The 21,294-nt window shown below is 38.1% G+C and carries 19 protein-coding genes, 2 tRNA genes, 1 rRNA gene and 1 riboswitch; of the genes, 4 read left to right on the top strand and 18 right to left on the bottom strand.

Translation table 11 applies throughout. The annotated features are described in order from the left end of the window. Window positions 1-156 precede the first annotated feature (156 nt). The 7 genes from M3182_RS23780 to M3182_RS23750 form a co-directional block, all read right to left on the bottom strand. Entirely contained in the window at window positions 157-1,116 is a 960-nt protein-coding gene (locus tag M3182_RS23780) for an ABC transporter permease (protein WP_251560349.1), read from the bottom strand. Continuing rightward, window positions 1,116-2,267, bottom strand: a complete 1,152-nt coding sequence (locus tag M3182_RS23775) for an ABC transporter permease (protein ID WP_251560347.1) — start codon at window positions 2,265-2,267, stop codon at window positions 1,116-1,118. Before M3182_RS23775 ends, M3182_RS23780 begins: the two co-directional genes overlap by 1 nt. Next, window positions 2,254-3,792, bottom strand: a complete 1,539-nt coding sequence (locus M3182_RS23770; RefSeq protein WP_251560345.1) for an ABC transporter ATP-binding protein — start codon at window positions 3,790-3,792, stop codon at window positions 2,254-2,256. Before M3182_RS23770 ends, M3182_RS23775 begins: the two co-directional genes overlap by 14 nt. A gap of 116 nt (window positions 3,793-3,908) precedes the next feature. Continuing rightward, window positions 3,909-5,060 carry a BMP family lipoprotein gene (locus M3182_RS23765; RefSeq protein ID WP_251560343.1) on the bottom strand — a complete coding sequence of 384 codons (1,152 nt, stop codon included), beginning with the start codon at window positions 5,058-5,060 and terminating at the stop codon, window positions 3,909-3,911. A gap of 124 nt (window positions 5,061-5,184) precedes the next feature. Beyond that, window positions 5,185-5,287: riboswitch (purine riboswitch) on the bottom strand. 328 nt (window positions 5,288-5,615) lie between these two features. Next, complete coding sequence (locus M3182_RS23760) at window positions 5,616-6,941, bottom strand: 6-phospho-alpha-glucosidase (protein ID WP_251436992.1); 1,326 nt, start codon at window positions 6,939-6,941, stop codon at window positions 5,616-5,618. A 45-nt stretch (window positions 6,942-6,986) separates the two neighbouring features. After that, the gene (locus M3182_RS23755; RefSeq protein WP_251436994.1) at window positions 6,987-8,588 is read right to left on the bottom strand and encodes a PTS transporter subunit EIIC; all 1,602 of its coding nucleotides are present in this window, start codon (window positions 8,586-8,588) and stop codon (window positions 6,987-6,989) included. Between the two features lie 116 nt (window positions 8,589-8,704). Beyond that, entirely contained in the window at window positions 8,705-9,478 is a 774-nt protein-coding gene (locus M3182_RS23750) for a MurR/RpiR family transcriptional regulator (protein ID WP_251436996.1), read from the bottom strand. A gap of 495 nt (window positions 9,479-9,973) precedes the next feature. Here M3182_RS23750 and M3182_RS23745 point away from each other — a divergent pair, with 495 nt between their 5' ends. Continuing rightward, window positions 9,974-10,828, top strand: coding sequence for a malate synthase (locus M3182_RS23745; RefSeq protein WP_251436998.1), 855 nt, complete (start codon window positions 9,974-9,976; stop codon window positions 10,826-10,828). Between the two features lie 182 nt (window positions 10,829-11,010). Here M3182_RS23745 and groL read toward each other — a convergent pair whose 3' ends face one another. Beyond that, entirely contained in the window at window positions 11,011-12,642 is a 1,632-nt protein-coding gene (gene groL / locus M3182_RS23740; RefSeq protein WP_251437000.1) for a chaperonin GroEL, read from the bottom strand. Window positions 12,643-12,696: 54 nt separating this feature from the next. Then, window positions 12,697-12,981 (bottom strand): co-chaperone GroES, encoded by a 285-nt coding sequence (groES, locus tag M3182_RS23735; RefSeq protein ID WP_251437002.1) that lies wholly within the window; start codon window positions 12,979-12,981, stop codon window positions 12,697-12,699. 324 nt (window positions 12,982-13,305) lie between these two features. On the opposite strand from groES, the gene M3182_RS23730 reads away from it, so the two are divergent. Together M3182_RS23730 and M3182_RS23725 are read left to right on the top strand one after the other, a co-directional pair. After that, window positions 13,306-14,043 carry a CPBP family intramembrane glutamic endopeptidase gene (locus M3182_RS23730; RefSeq protein ID WP_251437003.1) on the top strand — a complete coding sequence of 246 codons (738 nt, stop codon included), beginning with the start codon at window positions 13,306-13,308 and terminating at the stop codon, window positions 14,041-14,043. Continuing rightward, a complete protein-coding gene (locus tag M3182_RS23725) occupies window positions 14,040-14,237 on the top strand; it encodes a YdiK family protein (RefSeq protein WP_251437005.1) in 198 nt (65 codons plus the stop codon). Before M3182_RS23730 ends, M3182_RS23725 begins: the two co-directional genes overlap by 4 nt. Window positions 14,238-14,333: 96 nt before the next feature. Here the strand turns inward: M3182_RS23725 and M3182_RS23720 are convergent, their stop codons facing one another. Both M3182_RS23720 and moaC read right to left on the bottom strand, forming a co-directional pair. Continuing rightward, window positions 14,334-14,990 carry a redox-sensing transcriptional repressor Rex gene (locus M3182_RS23720; protein ID WP_251437007.1) on the bottom strand — a complete coding sequence of 219 codons (657 nt, stop codon included), beginning with the start codon at window positions 14,988-14,990 and terminating at the stop codon, window positions 14,334-14,336. A 34-nt stretch (window positions 14,991-15,024) separates the two neighbouring features. Next, the gene (gene moaC, locus M3182_RS23715; RefSeq protein WP_251437009.1) at window positions 15,025-15,519 is read right to left on the bottom strand and encodes a cyclic pyranopterin monophosphate synthase MoaC; all 495 of its coding nucleotides are present in this window, start codon (window positions 15,517-15,519) and stop codon (window positions 15,025-15,027) included. 160 nt (window positions 15,520-15,679) lie between these two features. Between moaC and M3182_RS23710 the strand changes: the two genes are divergently transcribed. Then, window positions 15,680-17,605, top strand: coding sequence for an ABC-F family ATP-binding cassette domain-containing protein (locus M3182_RS23710; protein ID WP_251560341.1), 1,926 nt, complete (start codon window positions 15,680-15,682; stop codon window positions 17,603-17,605). Window positions 17,606-17,900: 295 nt separating this feature from the next. On the opposite strand, the gene tsaD is transcribed toward M3182_RS23710, so the two are convergent. From tsaD to rrf, 7 genes are all read right to left on the bottom strand, one after another. Continuing rightward, window positions 17,901-18,938 (bottom strand): tRNA (adenosine(37)-N6)-threonylcarbamoyltransferase complex transferase subunit TsaD, encoded by a 1,038-nt coding sequence (tsaD, locus tag M3182_RS23705; RefSeq protein WP_251437013.1) that lies wholly within the window; start codon window positions 18,936-18,938, stop codon window positions 17,901-17,903. Beyond that, window positions 18,935-19,384, bottom strand: coding sequence for a ribosomal protein S18-alanine N-acetyltransferase (gene rimI, locus M3182_RS23700; protein ID WP_251437015.1), 450 nt, complete (start codon window positions 19,382-19,384; stop codon window positions 18,935-18,937). Before rimI ends, tsaD begins: the two co-directional genes overlap by 4 nt. A 17-nt stretch (window positions 19,385-19,401) precedes the next feature. Then, the gene (gene tsaB, locus M3182_RS23695) at window positions 19,402-20,100 is read right to left on the bottom strand and encodes a tRNA (adenosine(37)-N6)-threonylcarbamoyltransferase complex dimerization subunit type 1 TsaB (RefSeq protein WP_251437017.1); all 699 of its coding nucleotides are present in this window, start codon (window positions 20,098-20,100) and stop codon (window positions 19,402-19,404) included. Continuing rightward, a complete protein-coding gene (tsaE, locus tag M3182_RS23690; RefSeq protein ID WP_251437019.1) occupies window positions 20,097-20,552 on the bottom strand; it encodes a tRNA (adenosine(37)-N6)-threonylcarbamoyltransferase complex ATPase subunit type 1 TsaE in 456 nt (151 codons plus the stop codon). The genes tsaB and tsaE overlap by 4 nt, the downstream gene beginning before the upstream one ends. Before the next feature lie 246 nt (window positions 20,553-20,798). Continuing rightward, window positions 20,799-20,875, bottom strand: a tRNA-Asp gene (locus M3182_RS23685). Window positions 20,876-20,887: 12 nt separating this feature from the next. Continuing rightward, window positions 20,888-20,961, bottom strand: a tRNA-Met gene (locus tag M3182_RS23680). Window positions 20,962-21,163: 202 nt separating this feature from the next. Then, window positions 21,164-21,279, bottom strand: a 5S ribosomal RNA gene (gene rrf / locus M3182_RS23675). Window positions 21,280-21,294 lie beyond the last annotated feature (15 nt).

Here is a 21,294-nt window from a genome sequence, read left to right as displayed (position 1 = left end):
TTACTGTATGCTCCTCATTATGGATGAAAAGGCCTCTCAACAGTTTAGTAAACTGATGAAAGACCTTCTCTGTAAACTGCTTTTTATCAAAGGATATGATTGGTTTTTTAAGGACAAGCATTGCATATTCTACATCATGCTGCTCGTTAAATGAACCTACCGCTTTCCTTTGTCATATATCTCCCCTAATGCTCTCGGAGCGCGATTTGATTTAGAGAAAAAGATTAATAATAATAACGTTAATACATACGGTAAAATCATGAATAAATCAGTGAAACTACTTGGTAATGCCATTGACTGAGCAATAAACGCCCCCCCAGATTTTGCAAAACCAAATAAAAGACAAGCGGCTAAAGTTGGGAGAATCCTCCAATTCCCAAATATTAATGCCGCAATGGCTAGGAAGCCATATCCCATATAAATATTTGAAGAAAAATTAGCTGAAATCGAATAGGCAAAACACATGCCACCAAGACCGGCTAATAGGCCCGAAATTAGAACCGCAGAAAACCTAATTTTTGAAACATTAACACCGGCTGCATCAACGGAATGAGGGTTTTCCCCGCTCGCTCTTAAGCGCATCCCAAATTTTGTTTTGTATAAAAGATACCAAGCAAAAAAGGCAATCACGATGATAATCACTTCGAACGGATATACATTCGTAAAGACCGCTCCAATCACTGGTATGTTCGCTAATCCTTCAATCGTAAAACGGTCCGATACACCCAGTTGAAACTTATCCGAAGCCGTTCCAAATACGAATGCATTTATTTGTGCTGTTAAAAACGTGGTTAGGGCTAAAGCCAAGATGTTAATGACGACGCCACTGATTACTTGGTCTGCCTTAAACTTAATACTTAGCACAGCATGAATAATGGAAAAAACCATTCCGCCTAGCATTGAAAATAGTAATGCCACATAAAATAGATTCTGAATTTCTGTGCCAGAAACATTTGCGATTAACACAGCTGACAGCGCACCGATGAATGCCCCAAATCCTTGAAAGCCTTCAAGTGCTAGATTGGTAATCCCGCTTTTTTCACTATATATTCCCCCTATTGCGATAATAAACAGAGGGAGAGCAAATGATAATCCATCAATAATTACTGTATCCATTATGATTCACCCTTCTTTTGATCCAAATCTTTTTCCTTTAAGCGGCTAACCTTTTGTTTCAAGTACTCACCACATGCACTGAACAGGAGGATTAATCCGATGATAACAGACGAAATTTCTTGTCTAATTCCTGCCTGTGAACTCATATACGTGCTCCCTTGGTCAATAATCGAGACTAAAAAGGATGAAAAAATAACCCCAATTGGATGAGAGTTTCCTAATAACGATACAGCAATCGAATCAAAACCGATACTTGATAAAACTTTTGGTTGGATGGAAGAAAAGTAACCTAAATAATAGGTGACACCTGCAAGACCAGCCAAACCTCCTGAAATCATCATGGCTAAGACGGTATTTCTTCCGACATGAATCCCTGCATATTTTGCTGCATTGCGGTTTTTCCCTACCGCTTTAATTTCAAAACCAACGACTGTTTTGTCCATGACAAACTTTAGGAAAATCGCGGTAAAAATCGCTAAAATAAAGCCCAACGGAATATCCATTTTCAAGTTGGCTATTTCGACATTTACTAAAGTTAATCTTGCTGCTTCTTCAATATATTTGGATTGTCTTGAAATCGGATCAATATAATACATTTGAATAAAAAAGCTTATAACATATTGAGCAATATAATTTAACATAATCGTAGATACGACTTCATTAATGTTGAATTTATATTTAAGCCATCCTACTAGTCCGCCCATTAATCCTCCAGCGGCAATTCCGATTACCAACACAAGCGGCTTTGCAATAATCGCATCTAAACCACTGTAACCAACAATAATCGTCGCTAAAAAACCAGAGACCAGCATTTGACCGGAAACCCCAATATTAAATAGACCCGCTTTTAAAGCAACTGCAACTGCCAAGCTGGCAAACACAAGCGGTGTCATCGCGTTTAGCAAACTTAAAAAGTCAGTCAACATACCCTTATATCCAGCATAGGAAGGCTTAGGCATAATACCTGCGCCTTGTAATAAGTTATAAAATGCCTGGAAGGGATTTTTGCCAATGATAAGAATGACAATGGCCGCAGCAATAAAACTTATGAATATAGACACTAATGGAATCGTGATCGGTTGCCACTTTTCATTGCTGATTGGTCGAATAAAATTTTTTCTTAAGTTATGTTTCCTGTTATCTTTGCTCATGCTTTGCCCCCATCATATATTCGCCGACTTCATTCGTTGTTAACGATTCACTACTAGCAATCTTTTGAAGTTGGCCATTATATATCACTCCAATGGTATCCGCTACATTCATAATTTCTTCTAACTCTAATGAAACAAGTAAAATCGCTTTCCCTTGGTCGCGTTCTTGAATCATCATTTTATGAATATTTTCAATCGCACCAATATCTACTCCTCGTGTTGGCTGAACGAAAATCATGAGCGGGGATTGCAATTCGATTTCGCGTGCAATAATGGTTTTTTGCTGATTTCCCCCACTCATTGAACGAACTTGCGTCTTTATCCCTTGTCCACTTCTAATATCATATTTATCAATTAACTTAGTACCAACCTGCTCAAATTCCTCTTTATTTAAGATTCCCTTTCTAGCAAAGGGCTCCCGATAGTACTGCTTTAATGCTAGGTTAGTAGATATATCAAAATCCAATACTAATCCAAAGCTTTGTCGATCCTCAGGTATATAGGATATTCCATATTCTGTTCTTTTTCTTATGCTTTCATTTGTAATATCCATACCGTTCAGAAAAATTCTACCGCCGCTAACCTTCGTTAATCCTGCAATAGCATCGGCAATTTCGACTTGACCATTATCGGCGACTCCAGCAATCGCAAATATTTCCCCACTCTTTATCGTAAAAGAAACGTCTTTGACTACTTCAAACCCATCTTCATTTTTCACCGTTAGATGTTCTACCTTCAATACTTCCTCTTTAAATACTGCAGGAGCTTTATCCGATTCAAGGTTTACCTCCCTGCCGACCATGAGTTGGGCCATTTTCTTAGTGGAAGTTTCCTTTACATCCAGCACCTCTACTAGTTTACCTTTGTTTAATACCGCACATCGATCGGCTATTTTCTTAATTTCATCCAGCTTATGTGTAATTAAGATAATTGTTTTTCCACCGTTCCGTAAGCCATCGATAATTCCAAGTAAAAAGTCAGTTTCTTGAGGCGTTAACACAGCAGTCGGTTCATCAAAAATAAGAATTTCTGCTTCACGATATAACACTTTTAAAATTTCTACCCGTTGCTGCATAGAAACAGTCAGGTCAGATATTTTCTTCGTCGGATCCACTTCTAAGCCGAAGTTTTTAGATAGTTCTTCAATTTTTCGATTCGCATTTCGGATATCGACATATGGAAAGAGACCTGCAAATTTTTTGATTGGCTCTACCCCTAAGATAATATTTTCCGTAATCGTATAATCAGAGACAAGCTTAAAATGCTGATGAACCATTCCGATGTTAAGCTTTGCCGCATGAGTGGGTGAGCTAATTTGAACTTTCTCACCACGAATATAAACTTCTCCTTCATCCGGTTCATACATTCCACCTAGAATACTCATCAGCGTTGATTTACCTGCACCATTTTCTCCGAGTAGCGCAAAAATTTCCCCTTTTTTAATGCGAATAGATACATCATCATTTGCCACGATTCCAGGAAATCGTTTGGTTATATTTTTCATTTCTATAATATAATCAGACATCTCTTATCTCCTTTAGTTAAAATAATTTGGAAAAGGAAGTTAAAAGAAGTTCATCATTCCCTATTATTAATAGAGGAAATGACAAACTTCTAATGGTTCACTTCATTATTTATTTCTTATAACCCTGGAAATTTTTCTGGAGTATGGCCATTAAAATTTGATGCAGGTACAATTGTACCGTCTTTTACTAGCTCGTAAGCTTCATTCATTTTACTTAGCGTATCCTCTGATAATTGATGACGACCTTCTTCTTTTATAAAACCGGTTGAATCTGTATCTGCATGAAGAACGACATTTCCACCTTTAAAGCTTCCGTCAACAACAGAATTTAAGGACTTTTCTATATTCATACCCATGAATTTTACGCCAGATGTTAATACGATATTTTCAGAACCATTTACACCTTCATCATATTGGTCAACATCCACACCAATTACTTTGACATCATCTTTAGCTTCCTTAACTGCTGTGAATACACCATTGCCAGTGCCACCTGCTGCAACAAAGATAATATCGACACCTTTTTCAATTAATGCGTTCCCAACAACTTTACCCGTTGCTGGATCTGCAAATGATCCTACATAGTTCCCACCAACATCAGCACCATTTACATCAGTACCTGAATAACCTGATAACTCAACAACTTCAACATCCGTTCCAAATACCGCATTCGTATAATTCACACCTGATTCAAAGCCAAATTGATAATTTACATTTGAAGGATAAGCGATCCCATTTACAACCGCTACTTTATTTGTTTTTGTTTCAAGTGCTGCAGCCATTCCTGCAAAAAAACCACTTTCTTGTTCGGCGAAATTCATCGCATAGATATTATCGAAATCTGTTTGGTCCCCTACAGGTGTAGGCTCAGAGTCATTTAAAATAAATTTCTTATCCGAATTTTCTACAGCAATACTGGAAACTCCAGCAAATTGAAACCCAGGTGTTACAATAACATCGTAATCTGCCACAATATCAGCAACTGCTTGTACAGCCGCAGCAGGATCACCAGTTTCTTCGCGAACAGCCTTTACTGTTGCATTAGGATGTTTTTCAATAAAACTTAAAATACCGTTATAGTTATCTTCATTAAAGTTCCCATCATCCACGCCTGATGGACTTGTTACAATCGCAATTTTTAATCCTTCTTCTTCTGTCCCAGACTTATCTTCATTTCCATTTGCTGAGTCATTTCCGCATGCGGCCATTACAGCAGCCATTAAAGCAATGAATAAGATCAATGCTATTTTTTTTGTGCTTTTTTTCATTAAGATGATCCTCCCTGTAAATCATGTTGAATTGTTATTTTGTAAAAATTAAAAAGCACCGATTTATACCGGTGCTTGACTTTAGGAAGGTAGCTAATGGAAACGAGAAATAAACTTATCCCCATATTTCTATACACAACCTCGTAGTCAAGCCATTTACGGTAGCTCGGTAGAAACTTTTGGGCCATATCCCCAGGAATTATACGAGAATAACATTTAATTTTTACAAACTCATCGTAACATCAGCAATTCCCGCTGTCAACAAAAAGACGAATGTTATTAATAATTACCGTTTTAATATTCGTTTTTTAGCCCCTTTGTATAATTATCTCAAAGGTAGGATTCTTTAAAATGCCGAGGCAATCGGCCTACCGAGCAAATGACGAAAACCCTTGTTCATTCAAATAATCAAATTACGAAAAATGTTACAGTTATGCGTTCCTTAAGAAATGAAAAAGAGACTTCCCATAAGTTTAATCAACTTATGAGAAGCCTCCTTTTAATTGGGTCTAATAGAGTAATAACGGTTTGCGTTTTTGAAGTTCTCTTATTCTTTTAGTTTAACTCCGGCCAATAGCCTTTATTTGCTTCAATTAAATCATCTAGGATTTCTTTCGCTACTTTCGCACTCGGTACTGTTTTTGAAAGAATTAGAGCCTGCCATAATTTTTGATAGCTGCCTTCTACATAAGCTTGTACAACTAATTTCTCTACTGTTACTTGCTGGTACATTAACGCTCTTTGGAATTCAGGAATTTTCCCTTGGCTTAATGGCTCTGGACCATTGGTGCCAACAATACATGGTACTTCGACCATGGCGTCATCATCAAAGTTCGCAATCGTTCCATTGTTTTCCACAATCAATAGCATTCTCTCATGTGTGTTAAAGGCAATTGCACGAGCCAAATCAACGACGAAGGTAGCATGTGCCCCCATTTCAAATTCGCAGCCTTCCGCAGTTCCATTTTCAATAATGGTTCTTGCTGTTGAAAACACTGTCTTTTCTCTACCAGCAATAACCTCATTTGCTCTTGTGTATTCCGGATTAGAAGTCTCCACTACATAATCAGGGTATAAATAATACTTTAAATACGTATTTGGCAAGAATCTTGGGTCGACCGCTAAAAGGTCTTTTGCCTTTTTATGTGTTTCCTGCCAGCTGGCATCCGTGTGCTGGGTATCTACTTCTTTTTGAGTCAGATAGCCGTTTTCTGCAACATAATCGCGAATCTGAGGAAGATATTCGTTTCCCTCTTTATCTTTTACACTTGTCCACCAGCCAAAGTGGTTTAATCCAAAATAACGTACTTCTAAATCCTGTGGTTCTTTGCCGATAATATGAGACATTCTGCGCAATGTGCCTACAGGCATATCACAAATATTCAATACCTTTGAATTTGGCCGAAGAACGCGGCAAGCTTCCGCTACAATCGCGGCAGGATTGGAGTAGTTTAACATCCAGGCGTCTGGTGAGTATTTTTCCATCATGTCAATTAACTCAATCATATCACCGATACTTCTCATTCCATAAGCAATTCCACCAGGTCCGCAAGTTTCTTGGCCAACAACACCGTGCTTTAATGGAATTTTCTCATCTTTTTCGCGCATTTCATATTTCCCCGTACGGATATGAGCAAAACAGAAGTCGATATCAGTAAAAGCTTCTCCCGGATCAGTTGTGAAACAATACTCTATATCCGGCGCTTTTTCTTTTAAGACAATATCAATTGCTTCCCCTAAAACGGCTTGTCTTTCACCGTCATTATCATATAGTTTTAATTTTCGAAGCGGGAAACGGTCAAGGTTATCCAATAACATCATAACAATCCCTGGGGTATAGGTACTTCCTCCACCTGCAATAACGACTGAGAATTTTTTCATGTTCTCCATTCCCTTCTAAAAATCTTTGTTGTTTTCATCACTGTTTTATTCGTTAGTTGTTAATCCTAAATAGCTGTCAACAGCTTTCCGAATGTTTGTGACCTGTAAGCCATAAACAACCTGAACATTCTTATCTTTAATCACGACTCCACTGGCACCTGTTTCTCTTTTCAATACTTCTTCATTAACTTTTTCTGGGTTATCCAGCGTTAAACGAAGTCTTGTATAGCAATTTGTTACTGTATTTATGTTGCTCGCTCCGCCTAAAGCATTGACAATTACTGGGGCCATTCCGTCATTCCCTTGAGGAACGGAAACACCAGTTTTTCCTTGGGCTTGCTTTTCTTTTAAATCATTCTTCGAATATAATTTGGTTTCTTGGCCTTCATCTTCTCTTCCGACCGTTTTGAAGTTAAATTTCACGATTAGGAAACGGAATACTAAATAGTAAATAACAAAGAAGATTAATCCAATTAAAATGTACATTGGCCAGTGCGTTTTTTCGATTCCAAGTGGTAAGTTGAATAATAGAAAGTCAATCATTCCGTTCGGACCAATTGCTCTGACATCTAAAAGACTAAACGTTACCATCGCTAAACCACTTAATGCAGCATGAACAACAAATAAAAGTGGTGCGACGAACATAAATGAGAATTCAATTGGTTCCGTTACACCTGCAATAAAGGACGTAACGGCTGCTGGAATTAAAATGGCTTTTACCTTAGCTTTGTTCTCAGGCTTGGCCGTATGGTACATCGCTAAGCAGGCTCCAATTAAGCCAAACATTTTTGAAATACCGCGTGCATCCCAAACTACGGATGAAGAAAGCTCTTTTACAGTTGGATCTGCGATCTCCGCATAGTAGATATTTCTTGCACCTTCAAATATTTGTCCGCCAACTTCGGCTGTACCACCCAATGAAGTGTACAAGAATGGTGTATAAATTAAGTGATGCAGTCCAGTTGGAATTAACAACCGTTCCAACATTCCGTATAAGAAAATCCCGAAGTTACCGCTGTGATTAATAAGTGTTCCAAGATTGTTAATACCCGTTTGGAAAAACGGCCAAATATACGTTAGAGCAATTGATAATAAGACAACAACCGGAATGAGCACGATAAAAACAAAGCGGGATCCGCCGTAAATTTGAAAAGCTCCATTAAATTCTATATCAACAAATTTATTATGGACGATAGCGGTTACAATTCCGAGAATAATTCCGAGGAAAACGCCCATATCAAGGATTTGAACACCTAATATAAGGGTTTGTCCGCTACCTTGAAGCGAGTCACCTTGAAACAGTACTCCACTAAGTTCCATAAATTTATTCATGGCATTTACAAACACTAAATAACCTAATAAAGCAGTAAAACCAGCAATCGCTTTTTCTTTATTTGCTAATCCAACGGTGATACCGACACAGAAAATGAGCCCTAAGTTACCGAGAATCGAAACTAGTGATCCGGTTAAAATCGACCCAAACCCGGTCGTAATCGGATTATCCAAAAATGGAATGACTTCCATTAGCCTTGCATTCGTAAATAAATTCCCCAGGGCAATTAAAATACCCGCAATCGGCAAAATAAGAACTGGAATAAACATCGCTTTTGAAAAACGCTGCATTCCTTCCATCACTTTGGCTTTCATTTTGCCGCACCTCCTACGTTTATTTATTTTTAGACACGTTTAGAATACAATGGAAGCGTTTTAAAATCGAGAGTTTTACCATCAATAAAAACGTGTTTCACATATTGAAACACGTTTCATTTTTTCCTATTCTGATTCGAGCCTAAGTTTTCAACATACTGCTTAAGAATAAACTCAAATAGTAAAAGCAGCCTTGGAAAGAAGCTATTTGGCAGCATATTTCTGTCATCCAGTTTATTTTGATCGAGTATTTTAAAATTCAAATCTGACAGTTCAGCAATGCGATTCTCTGTTTCCTTCGTGAACGACGCTGTAAACACACGGTGTTCTTTGGCGGCATGCAATTTATCCATCACAGTTTGTGTTTCGCCTGATTTGGATATGACGACTAATGCCCCAATGTCCTCAAGATTATTCTCAAATACTCCCACTGAATCCGTAGCGCTGGCAAAAATCGTTTTCCGGCCTAAAACTAAAAGTTTTTTATACAAATACTCGCCAGCAATGGCGGAAAAACCAGTTGCATAAATAAAAATATACCTTTGTTCATGATTTAGCACTTTGCGAATAAACGTCTCAATCTCTTCCAATGTGTTGTGGGATAAAAAGTCCGTTTGACTGATTTGTAAAAAGTCTTCGATATCACCACTTTGTGACACTTCTACTTTTTTTATCAACGGCAGAAGTTGATAATACATGTCAACAAATCCGGTATAGCCTAACTTTTTCGATAAGCGAATAACGGTAGCGGGAGAGGTATAATTTTCTTTAGCGATTTCACGGACCCCTTTTTGCAAAACATGATCAATGTTATCAATGATATATTGAACAATTTGAACATCTAATTCCGTTAATTTTTTTCCTTGAATAATTTTACTAATATCAACCAAACATGCTCACTCTCATTCTTTTGCCTCTTATATTCATTCTTATATTATACCTTAACTTTCACTACTCTAGCTTAGTATGGATGTAATTGATCGAAATGGATTACGAAAGACTGTCATCGTAGACAATAAAATAACTTTTTATTCTATACTATAGATAAATATATTGTCAACAATAAATTTGTGATATTTTCAGAAATATGTTAAGATAATCTTACAGTTATTTTTTCAAATCGTATTCAAATTCTTATGTAATCTTTTGCAGATAGAATTTGGATGCGTTTTTTTATATACATCCTAAGAAGTAAGGAGAGTTGTAATGGAACTAGTGGTTTAAATTGTGAAATTCATCTGTTCTAGGGGACTAAATAGGAGAGAAGAAACTGCGGCTTCAAACAATTAGGGAACTTACATCTCCAAATCAAGTTAATTGAATGGGACTAACCAGTGACTCAAATAGAGTGACCGGGTTTTAGTATGTCAAGGAGGACAAAAAGAATGAATCTAATCAATAAAGAAGTAACCCACAATCATTTTGGTAAGGGAAGTATTGTTAAACATAATGACTCTATGATAGAAATCCATTTCGCAACGGAAAGTAAAAAGTTTGTTTTTCCCGATGCTTTCGGAAAATACCTTAAGCTACACGACAAAAGTGTTGCCCATTCACTTGAGAAAGTTATACAAGAAAAAGAAATAGAACTAAAGAAGATCGTGCAGGAAAAGGAAGAGAGAAAAAGATTGCAACGCAAAGAGCAGCAACTTCGCTTGGAACATGAAAAACTTATGAAGAATCATAAACTTCATCCGCAATCACAAATGGTTTATTGGTGTGAAGACGAAGAATTGAGTGGGGTTTTTACAGAATGGAAAATTCCTACTGACATAATAAAAAGCGGTGATAACAAAGGAAAACCGAAAAAACCTACCCGCCTGTACAAAAACAGTGTTTGCCTTATCACATCAAGAGATTCCAGTATGCCTGAAAAAGATCGACGCATCTTAGGCGTTTATATGGTAAAAGAAAATTTTATTGGTAAATCTTGTGAAGATGGATTTATTCCAGCTCATTCAGAATACAGACTACAACTTACAGAAAGAGAATCTGATCAGTTTCCTTTTTGGAAGTATTGTGTAAATGAAAAATCCCCTCATAACATGACTTGGAATACAGGTAAATACCGTTATCTTGATAATGTATCGATGGGTCAAATTTTACTTGATATTGTCTCATTGAAAAATGACACAGCGGATCAAGAACTAGCAGAGAACTTTTTTAAACACTTTTGTAAAATGAATCAAATTAGGAAAGAAGAGTTACCAGAGCCTAATGGTGCATTGTTGCGTCAATAGACTATAGCTCATAAGAAATATATAAGCATTACTTCGCCCCAACCGATAGGGCCTAAAAAGCGGTGTTTAAAACTTTGAAAACTAATAAGAACCTAATGAAATTGATAAATAAGGTCAAAAAAGGTCACGAGCAAAACTCGTGACCTTTTTTATTATAGAATAGAAAGGCTTTATGATGTTTATTACATCATTCCGCCCATTCCACCCATGCCGCCCATGTCAGGCATTCCGCCGCCAGCGTTTTCTTCTGGCTTGTCAGCAACAACTGCTTCAGTTGTTAAGAACATAGCTGCAACAGATGCTGCGTTTTGAAGTGCAGAACGAGTAACCTTAGTTGGGTCAACGATACCTGCATCAATCATGTTTACCCACTCAGCAGTAGCAGCATTGAAACCAACGCCAACTTCTTCACGCTTTAAGCGGTCAACAACAACAGATCCTTCAAGGCCAGCGTTGTGAGCGATTGTGCGTACTGGCTCTTCCATTGCACGTAGAACAATGTTGATACCTGTAGCAACATCGCCTTCAGCTTCAAGCTGAGCAACCTTGTTGTATACGTTTAGAAGGGCAACTCCACCACCGGATACGATTCCTTCTTCAACTGCTGCGCGAGTTGAGTTTAAGGCATCTTCGATACGAAGTTTACGCTCTTTTAGTTCTGTTTCTGTAGCAGCACCAACTTTGATTACAGCTACTCCGCCTGCTAGTTTTGCAAGACGCTCTTGTAATTTTTCACGGTCAAATTCAGAAGTAGTTTCTTCTAATTGAACACGGATTTGGTTTACACGTGCACCGATTTCAGCGCTGTCTCCAGCACCTTCAACGATTGTTGTGTTTTCTTTTGTAACCACAACTTTTGCAGCGCGTCCAAGAGAATCAATTGTAGTCGATTTCAAGTCACGGCCAAGTTCTTCTGTGATTACTTCTCCACCAGTTAGTGCGGCGATGTCTTCAAGCATTGCTTTACGACGGTCACCAAATCCAGGAGCTTTAACAGCAACTGCATTGAATGTTCCACGTAACTTGTTCACTACTAATGTAGCAAGTGCCTCACCTTCAACATCTTCAGCAACCATCAATAAAGGCTTACCTTGTTGAACAACTTGCTCAAGAACTGGAAGGATTTCTTGGATATTTGTAATCTTCTTATCAGTGATTAAGATGTATGGATTTTCTAAAACAGCTTCCATCTTATCAGAATCAGTTACCATATAAGGAGATGCATATCCACGGTCGAATTGCATACCTTCTACTACATCCAATTCTGTAGTGAAACCCTTAGATTCTTCGATTGTGATTACACCGTCGTTTCCAACGCGCTCCATTGCTTCAGCAATCAATTGACCAACTGCATCATCAGCAGAAGAGATTGCTGCAACTTGTGCGATAGACTCTTTGTTTTCTACTGGCTTAGAGATAGCCTTTAATTCTTCAACTGCAGTAGCTACTGCTTTTTCAATTCCTTTACGAATACCCATTGGGTTTGCACCAGCAGTAACGTTCTTTAAGCCTTCGCGAATCATCGCTTGAGCAAGAACAGTCGCAGTTGTTGTACCGTCACCAGCAACATCATTTGTTTTGCTAGCAACTTCAGCAACAAGCTTTGCACCCATGTTTTCGAATGCATCTTCTAATTCGATTTCTTTTGCAATGGTTACCCCGTCATTTGTAATCAGTGGAGAACCGAATTTTTTCTCAAGTACCACGTTGCGTCCTTTTGGTCCAAGAGTTACTTTTACTGCATCTGCAAGAGTATCAACTCCGCGAAGCATGGAACGGCGAGCTTCTTCACTAAATTTAATCTCTTTAGCCATAAATTGTTACCTCCTCAAATTCTCTAAATTGTAGTCTATATTTCGTGCAGTTTATTAACCTACTACAGCAAGAATGTCACTTTCGCGTAAAATCAAGTATTCAGTACCTTGATACTTTACTTCAGTACCACCGTATTTTGAGAAGATGATGCGGTCTCCAACAGCAACCTCAAGGGCTACGCGCTCTCCACTTTCAAGAACACGACCAGAACCTACAGCTACAACTTTACCTTCTTGAGGCTTCTCTTTCGCTGAGTCAGGTAATACAATACCGCTTGCAGTTTTTTCTTCAGACTCAACAAGCTCAATTACAATGCGATCTCCTAGTGGCTTGATCAAGTGAAACAACCTCCTCAAATTATATGTAATTTTTGAATTTATTAGCACTCACCTCTATTGAGTGCTAACACAATTTATATATTAAATAATCACCTGCAATTTTGCAAGCATCAAGCATGAAAATTTTTATAAATTTTCCCACCCTCACTAAGTATAGTTATTATTGAGGTTTTTAACCGTTCTATTAAAAATTTTTTTATTCTAGTGCAGTCCTTTTATCTCTCACTTTGACCTAAATTACAAATGAATCTTCATAATTTGAACTTTCCCTATGTTTCCTAGTAAAATGAATAAATAGCCTTCTTTGAAAAGGGGATTGAAAGATTGAAAAAGGAATATGGCTTCATTCTCATAGCTTATATTATTATGCAATTATCAAGTTATATCGGAGTACCACTCGTCTTATTCATTGGGACATTGCTTGGGAAAAGTACAACAGAAATGCAAACCCTAGCTATCCCGTATTGGCTCGTCATTAGCTTTTCGGTGACACTCTTCATCGTTTTGTTCCTCCTTCGGAAGGAATACAAAACCAATCACCGTTCACTAAATGCAGCTTCCGTCCCAAGCTCCATTTCTTGGGCCATTTTTGGTGTTTTTCTCGCTCTATTTGCCCAAACCGTTGCCGCTAATATTGAGTTAATGCTTGGAATAGAAACTGGATCGGAAAACACTGCGCAAATTATAAACTTAATTGAGCAATTCCCAATTGTGATCTTAATAAGTAGCGTCATTGGACCAATCTTAGAAGAGATTGTATTCCGAAAAATTATTTTTGGTCGGCTTCATCAGCGCTTCGGCTTCTTTTTATCAGCTTTAATCAGTTCTGTCATTTTTGCACTCGCTCATTTTGAGCCTGAACATGTTATCTTATATTCAGCAATGGGTTTTACCTTTGCCTTTCTTTATGTAAAAACAAAGCGTATTTTGGTCCCAATCTTTGCTCATGTGGCCATGAATACCATGGTTGTTCTCATCCAGTCCGTATTTCGTGAAGATCTGGAAAGAATGATTAAAGAAGCAGAACAAATTCAAGGATTTATTGGAGGACTTTTTCTATGAATCAATCGCCTTTATTTTCAGGCATTGTCTATCTCACATTAGGGTTGCTCTTCACATACTTAGCTATTGAAAATGTGAATCATACTGGCTGGGGATTCTTCTCCTATGTTCTAGTGTTACTTGCTACCTTTGATGTCGGTTCCGGAATTCGCATGATCCAATTTCATTTTAAATTAAAGAAAATCCAGAAATAAGTGGGTTACTCTTAAACCATGATAATAATCACTAATTTCAGCTCAACAAAGTTTAAAGCAGAAGAGCCTCTCCCAGCTTAGGAGAGGCTTTTTCACTTACTCTGTTTCCACTTCTTCAATAGGATAATGCTTAAGAAAATAAATTAATGACTGAAGTTCTACAGCTAAGTCAATATGGTGAATGCGGATTGCAGCTGGTACGCTTAAGCGAGCCGGAGTAAAGTTTAGAATCCCCTTAATATTTGCGCTCACAAGTCGGTCGGTAATTGTTTGGGCCACACCTGATGGAATGGTTAAAATGGCAACTTGAATATCCTCTGCTTGAATGACTTCTTCAAGGTCATCCATATGATAGACTTTTACGTCACCAATTTGCTGGCCTATTTTTTTATCATCTACATCAAAAGCCACTTCTATCTTTGTATTATTATTTTTTGAGAAATTATAATTTAAGAACGCGGTACCTAAGTTTCCGACACCAATTAGGGCTACTTTTGTTAATTCATCTTGATCCAGTGTTTTTCTAAAGAAGGATAAGAGGTAATTTACATTATAGCCATATCCCTTTTTCCCCAAGGCACCGAAATAAGAGAAATCTCTCCTAATCGTCGCTGAGTCAACCTTTACTGCTTCACTCAATTCTGCGGATGAGACTCTTTGTTTACCAGAAGCGTGTAAATTTGTTAAAAAGCGATAGTAGAGTGGCAATCTCTTCGCAGTTGCTTGTGGGATCTTCATCGTTTCATTAGCCATTCTTTTTCCCCTCCTCCTCTGTACATTTTATTTATTATCGAAGTCTTTCTCCTCTACTAAAGTCACCGTTCTTTCCTCCTGTTTTCTCAACCAAATAAGTTTTCCCGATGACCATGCCTTTATCAATCGCCTTACACATATCATAAACGGTTAAAGCAGTGACAGAAGCCGCTGTTAACGCTTCCATTTCAACCCCTGTATTTCCTTTTGTTTTTACAGAAGCAGAAATATCTAATATATAAGAGTCTCCATCCTGTTCCCAAGCAAATGAGATATTAATTCCAGTTAACGGAATAGGATGACACATCGGAATAATTTCAGATGTTTTTTTACAGGCCATGATTCCCGCTACTTGTGCAACAGCAAGAACATCACCTTTTTTCATCTTGCTTTCAGTAATCTTTTCATAGATTTCCTTATCTACAGTAATGCTAGAATGGGCAATTGCTGTGCGAACCGTTTCTGGCTTTTCACTAACATCCACCATTTTGGCTCTACCTTCTTCATTAAAATGAGTAAACTCTGCCATGTTTTAGCTCCTTTCAAACAAAACTATACACTATTTTCACAAACTTGTGTATCAACATTGTACTTTTTTTCACATATATACATCACCTAAAGAACTCCACTTGTTGCCGCATAATATTGAATGGGGTACACTTATAGCAAGGCTATATGAGGTGAAAAACATGATATTATTACAAGTTAACCAACTAACAAAATATTTTGCAGCTGAGCTTATTCTATCGAATATTAAGTTTGAAATACAAACTCAGGACCGGATTGCCCTAGTTGGTCGAAATGGTGCTGGTAAATCAACTTTACTCAAAATAATTGCAGGACAGTCCTCCTATGAAAGTGGAGAAATTATTAAACCAAAGGGCGTTTCAATTGGCTACCTTGCACAAAACACAGGACTTGAATCTGAAAAATCAATTTGGGATGAAATGTTAACAGTATTCGCCCACCTTCAACAAATGGAGAAGGATCTCCGAAAACTTGAAGAAACCATGGCGGATCCTGCTATCTTTTCAAATAGTGATCGAAACGATAAAGTCCTAAAAGAATATGATCATCTCCAAGTAAAGTTTAAGGACGAAGGTGGCTATCAATACGAGGCAGATATTCGTTCTGTCTTACACGGTCTAAACTTTCACTCAATGAGTTATGATACCAAAATTGAGACCTTAAGCGGTGGACAAAAAACAAGATTAGCACTCGGAAAGCTTTTGCTATCCAAGCCTGATCTATTGATATTGGACGAGCCTACCAACCATCTTGATATTGAAACCCTTTCTTGGCTTGAGCAATATCTTCAAGGCTACTCTGGTGCAATTTTGATTGTCTCTCATGACCGTTATTTCTTGGATAAAGTCGTTAACCAAGTATTCGAGCTATCTCGACATAAAATGACAAAGTTCACTGGGAACTACAGTGCTTATTTAGACCAAAAAGCTGCCAATTATGAACGTGACTTAAAACTCTTTGAAAAACAACAAGATGAAATTGCCAAACTAGAGGATTTCGTCCAACGAAATTTAGCACGTGCTTCTACAACGAAACGTGCTCAAAGTAGACGTAAACAATTACAAAAAATGGAGCGTATTGACCGACCAGCTGGAGATGAAAAGTCAGCCACCTTTTCCTTTGAAATTGACCGTCAAAGTGGGAACGATGTCATAAAGGCTGAACAAATCGCTGTTGGTTATGATGGAGAAAAAGTTTCTGAACAGATCTCATTTCGAATTACTAGAGGCGATAGCGTTGCTTTAGTTGGCCCAAACGGTGTTGGAAAGTCCACCCTATTAAAAACCATTGTGGATAAACTCCCTGCAATTGCTGGCAGATTCCAACTTGGTTCTAACGTATCAATTGGCTATTATGATCAACAACAGGCTGAATTGACCTCAAATAAAAAGGTATTAAACGAATTATGGGATGACTATCCCCTTAAACCTGAAAAAGAAATCCGTACCGTTCTTGGAAACTTTTTATTTTCTGGTGATGATGTACTGAAAACCGTTTCCTCTCTTTCTGGTGGAGAAAAAGCTCGACTTGCGCTTGCAAAATTAATGATGGAAAAAGCCAATTTCCTCATCCTGGACGAGCCTACTAACCATCTTGATTTGGATAGTAAAGAAGTTCTTGAGAATGCGTTAATTGATTACCCAGGTACCCTTCTGTTTGTCTCACATGACCGTTACTTTATTAATCGGATTGCAACAAAGGTTTTTGAATTAGAGAGTACAGGAATAACGGAGTATCTTGGGGATTACGATTATTATCTTGAAAAAAAGCTAGAACAAGAAGAATTAGCGGCTTTAAATACAACACAAACGAATCAACAGTTCGTTGAGGCCCAGCCATCGGATAAAAAAAGTTATCAACAAGATAAAGAAACAAAAAAGTTAGAAAGACAGCGCAAACGTCGGATCGAAGAAATTGAAGCGACAATTGAAGAATTAGAAACTGCAGCAGCAAAATATGAAGAAGAGCTTTGTGATCCGGAAATTTTCCAAAATCACGAAAAGGTAAGCGAACTGAATGAACAATTAGAAAAGGTCAAACAACAAATTGAGTTGCTCATGGATGAATGGACAGAACTTGCAGATTAAAGTAAAAAATTATCCACAGATAAAAAAATCCCGGGGAATCCCCGGGATTTTTTTATGAAATCTTTAGAAAGTTCATAGCTATCTGGATAAACTCATTCATTATATTCTCTACAAATACTTATCCACAGTACAAAATAACCATAAAACCTACTTATTTTCGATATACCAACAAAGTTTTCCACAATATCCACAGAAAATATTAATCTTATCCACAAAAAACACAGTTTGCCGTGTGATTTATCATTTATATTCTATCATCCACAGGAATCTGTTGAAAACATGAATATCTTTATAGTTATCCCCAATTATTGTGGATAGTAATATCCAAACCAGGATTTCCATTTAACATTAAATCTGCACGTTGACCTTTTTCATATAAAACACTTCCAGCCGCGGCAATCATTGCGGCATTATCCGTGCATAAAGAGAGTGGTGGAATCACAAGCTCAATTCCTTCATGCTTTTGGAATTTAGTTGTTAACGCCGTTCTCAAACCCTTATTAGCTGCAACACCACCAGCAAGGAGTACTTGTTTTACTTTATATTCTTCGGCTGCTTGTATAGCCTTAGTAACCAAAACATCTATAACACTTTCTTGGAAGCTTGCCGCAAGTGTTTCTGGCGCAATTGTCTCTCCACGTTGTTCAGCATTGTGGACAGTGTTAATAACTGCCGATTTTAAACCACTAAAGCTAAAATCATAAGAGCCTGGTTCAAGCCATGCTCTTGGCAAGTCTAAATCAGGCGTTCCTTCGTGTGCGAGTCGATCGATATGCGGTCCTCCAGGATAAGGAAGATTTAAGACTCGCGCTACTTTATCATAGGCTTCACCTGCTGCATCATCCCTCGTTTCACCTATTACTTCAAAGTGCCCGTGCTCTTTCATGTATACAAGCTCTGTATGTCCTCCTGAGACAACTAAAGCTAAAAGTGGAAACTCCATTTCATTAACAAGTCGATTGGCGTAGATATGTCCGGCAATATGATGAACATTTACTAATGGTTTTTCATGTGCAAATGCTAGTGCCTTTGCGGCATTTACCCCAATTAGTAAGGCACCAACTAAACCAGGTCCTTCAGTAACAGCGATCGCATCGATGTCCTCCATTTTTAACTGTCCCTGACGCAACGCTTCCTCTAACACTATCGTGATTTGTTCAACATGATGCCTCGAAGCGATTTCTGGTACCACACCTCCAAATCGTTTATGGCTCTCAATTTGTGAAGCTACTACATTCGCTATGATTTCTCGCCCATTTTTAATGATAGCTACAGCCGTTTCATCGCAGCTCGTTTCAATCCCCAATATCAACTGATCTCTTTTATTTGTCATAAATTCACCCACATTACTAAAGCATCTTCCATATCATCTGTATAATAGTTTTTTCGAATCGCTCCGTCTTTAAAGCCCAACTTTCGGTATAGTGACTGAGCCCTATTATTGCTGACCCTTACCTCTAGGGTCATCGTCTTCGCACCCATTTCACGAACCATATCCATCACTTTAACCAATAACGCTTCTCCTAATTTCATTCCTCGATATTCAGGCAAGAGCGCAATATTGGTAATATGAACTTCGTCGACAATAAACCAAGCACCGCAGTAACCAACTACCTGGTCATCCACTTCAATTACTGTGTACAGAGCAAACCGATTCTTGGTTAGTTCATTGTAAAAGGCTTCTCTACTCCACGGTGTTGTGAAAGATTTAGTCTCAATCTCATATATACGATCAATATCCTCTGTTTCCATTCGACGAAAAGCGATTGTCTTATTCATAATCATCTTCCTAGTCGTTATTTAGTTTTTTGTGCATCTAGCCATTTAGCTTCAGCCTCAGCTAATCTGATATAATTTGGGACAAATGAATGAGGGTCTTCCTCAATTCGGTCTCTCCCCAATAAAGCTAATTCTGCTGGACGTGGATTGTGTTCTGTTATTTCTGCAAAGACTGCTCGATCACCTAATGCATCTGTAATCACACTTTGATGAATCGACACATCATTCCCAACAAACAGGATGGGCTCTGATAGCGTACTTAATGCAGGTGCCCAATCTGCCGTTAGGACGAGTTGGTCGTCTTTTTCGGTTACCAGTCTTCCATCTTTAAAACGATAGAGTCCTGTATAAATTTGTCCCCTTCTCGCATCAAATAAAGGACAAATAAAGCCATTAAAATGACGCCCTGCCGATGCAGCCAAAACCTCAAGGCTGGAGACTCCTGTTAATGGTATGTTTAAAGTCCATGCTAAAGTCTTAGCAATGGTTACACCTATTCGTACCCCAGTATAAGAACCTGGTCCCTTTGCTACGACAATCTTGGTTAAATCAGCAGGCTTGACACCACATTCATTCATCATAGTTTGTATGGCGGGCATCACTCTGACAGAATGATTCTTTTTAATATTCGATATGTATTCACCCAACACCTGGTTCTCATCTAATAAGCCGATTCCTAAAGCATAATTAGACGTATCAATAGATAATATTTTCATGCAAAGAGCTCCTTACATAACTGTTCGTATCTTAAACCTTTAGGTTTTAAAACCAATTTCCGCTGCTCATTTCCCTCATGATATAGAAATATGGTTAATAAGTTTTCAGGAAGCTGGGATTCAATTAAGTGAGCCCATTCCACAATAGTGACTCCATCCCCTTCAAAATATTCCTCAAATCCCAAATCCTCAAATGAATCTTCAACACGATAAACATCCATATGGTAGAGCGGAAGATTCCCATGATATTCTTTAATAATGGTAAACGTCGGACTATTAACTGTTTTTTTTACACCTAAACCTTGCGCAAGTCCCTTTGTAAATGTCGTCTTTCCTGCACCCAAATCACCTTCTAGGGCAATAACATCTCCTGGCTGAAGGAAACCTGCAAGTTTCTTAGCAAACTCCTGTGTTTGCTCAGCATTTGACATTTCGATTTCAAATGATGTCATAATCCCTCACCTAACTTTTACTTTATCTATCTATTTTACCCATAATAACAGCCTTTGAGCTGAGAAAATAAAAAAACCTTAGGATCCCTCCTAAGGATAACAATCTATATGTAGTTTACACTTTTTTAAGATGTAGAGCAAAAACTTCTTACTGCTAGAAATGACAACATTAAAACACTATTTTTAGACAATAAAAAAAGCGAACAACTTTTCGCTTATCATTTAAACTATATTATTCTATTAAAATGGCGGTCCGGACGGGACTCGAACCCGCGACCTCCTGCGTGACAGGCAGGCATTCTAACCAACTGAACTACCGGACCAAGATTAAATGATTGCGGGGGCAGGATTTGAACCTGCGACCTTCGGGTTATGAGCCCGACGAGCTACCGAACTGCTCCACCCCGCGATAATATTATTCACATAGATTTTAATTATGCTCTATGTTAGCACTGGACCCGATAAGACCGCCCCGATTTCAGAATGTAAAATCAAGATGTGGCTCAATCGGTGCGCTGTAGAGTATTCGAAGATGAATATTCGAACGTGCTCCACCCCACTATAATATTATTTACAACTTATCCACATTAATTGTGGGTAAGTTGTGGATAGCCCGGCGACGTCCTACTCTCACAGGGGGAATCCCCCAACTACCATCGGCGCTGAGAAGCTTAACTTCCGTGTTCGGCATGGGAACGGGTGTGACCTTCTCGCCATCGTCACCAGACTATTCATTTAAGGA

Source organism: Mesobacillus maritimus (assembly GCF_023715205.1).
Classification (GTDB): domain Bacteria; phylum Bacillota; class Bacilli; order Bacillales; family Cytobacillaceae; genus Mesobacillus_B; species Mesobacillus_B maritimus_C.
This window is presented reverse-complemented; position numbering and strand designations above follow the sequence as displayed.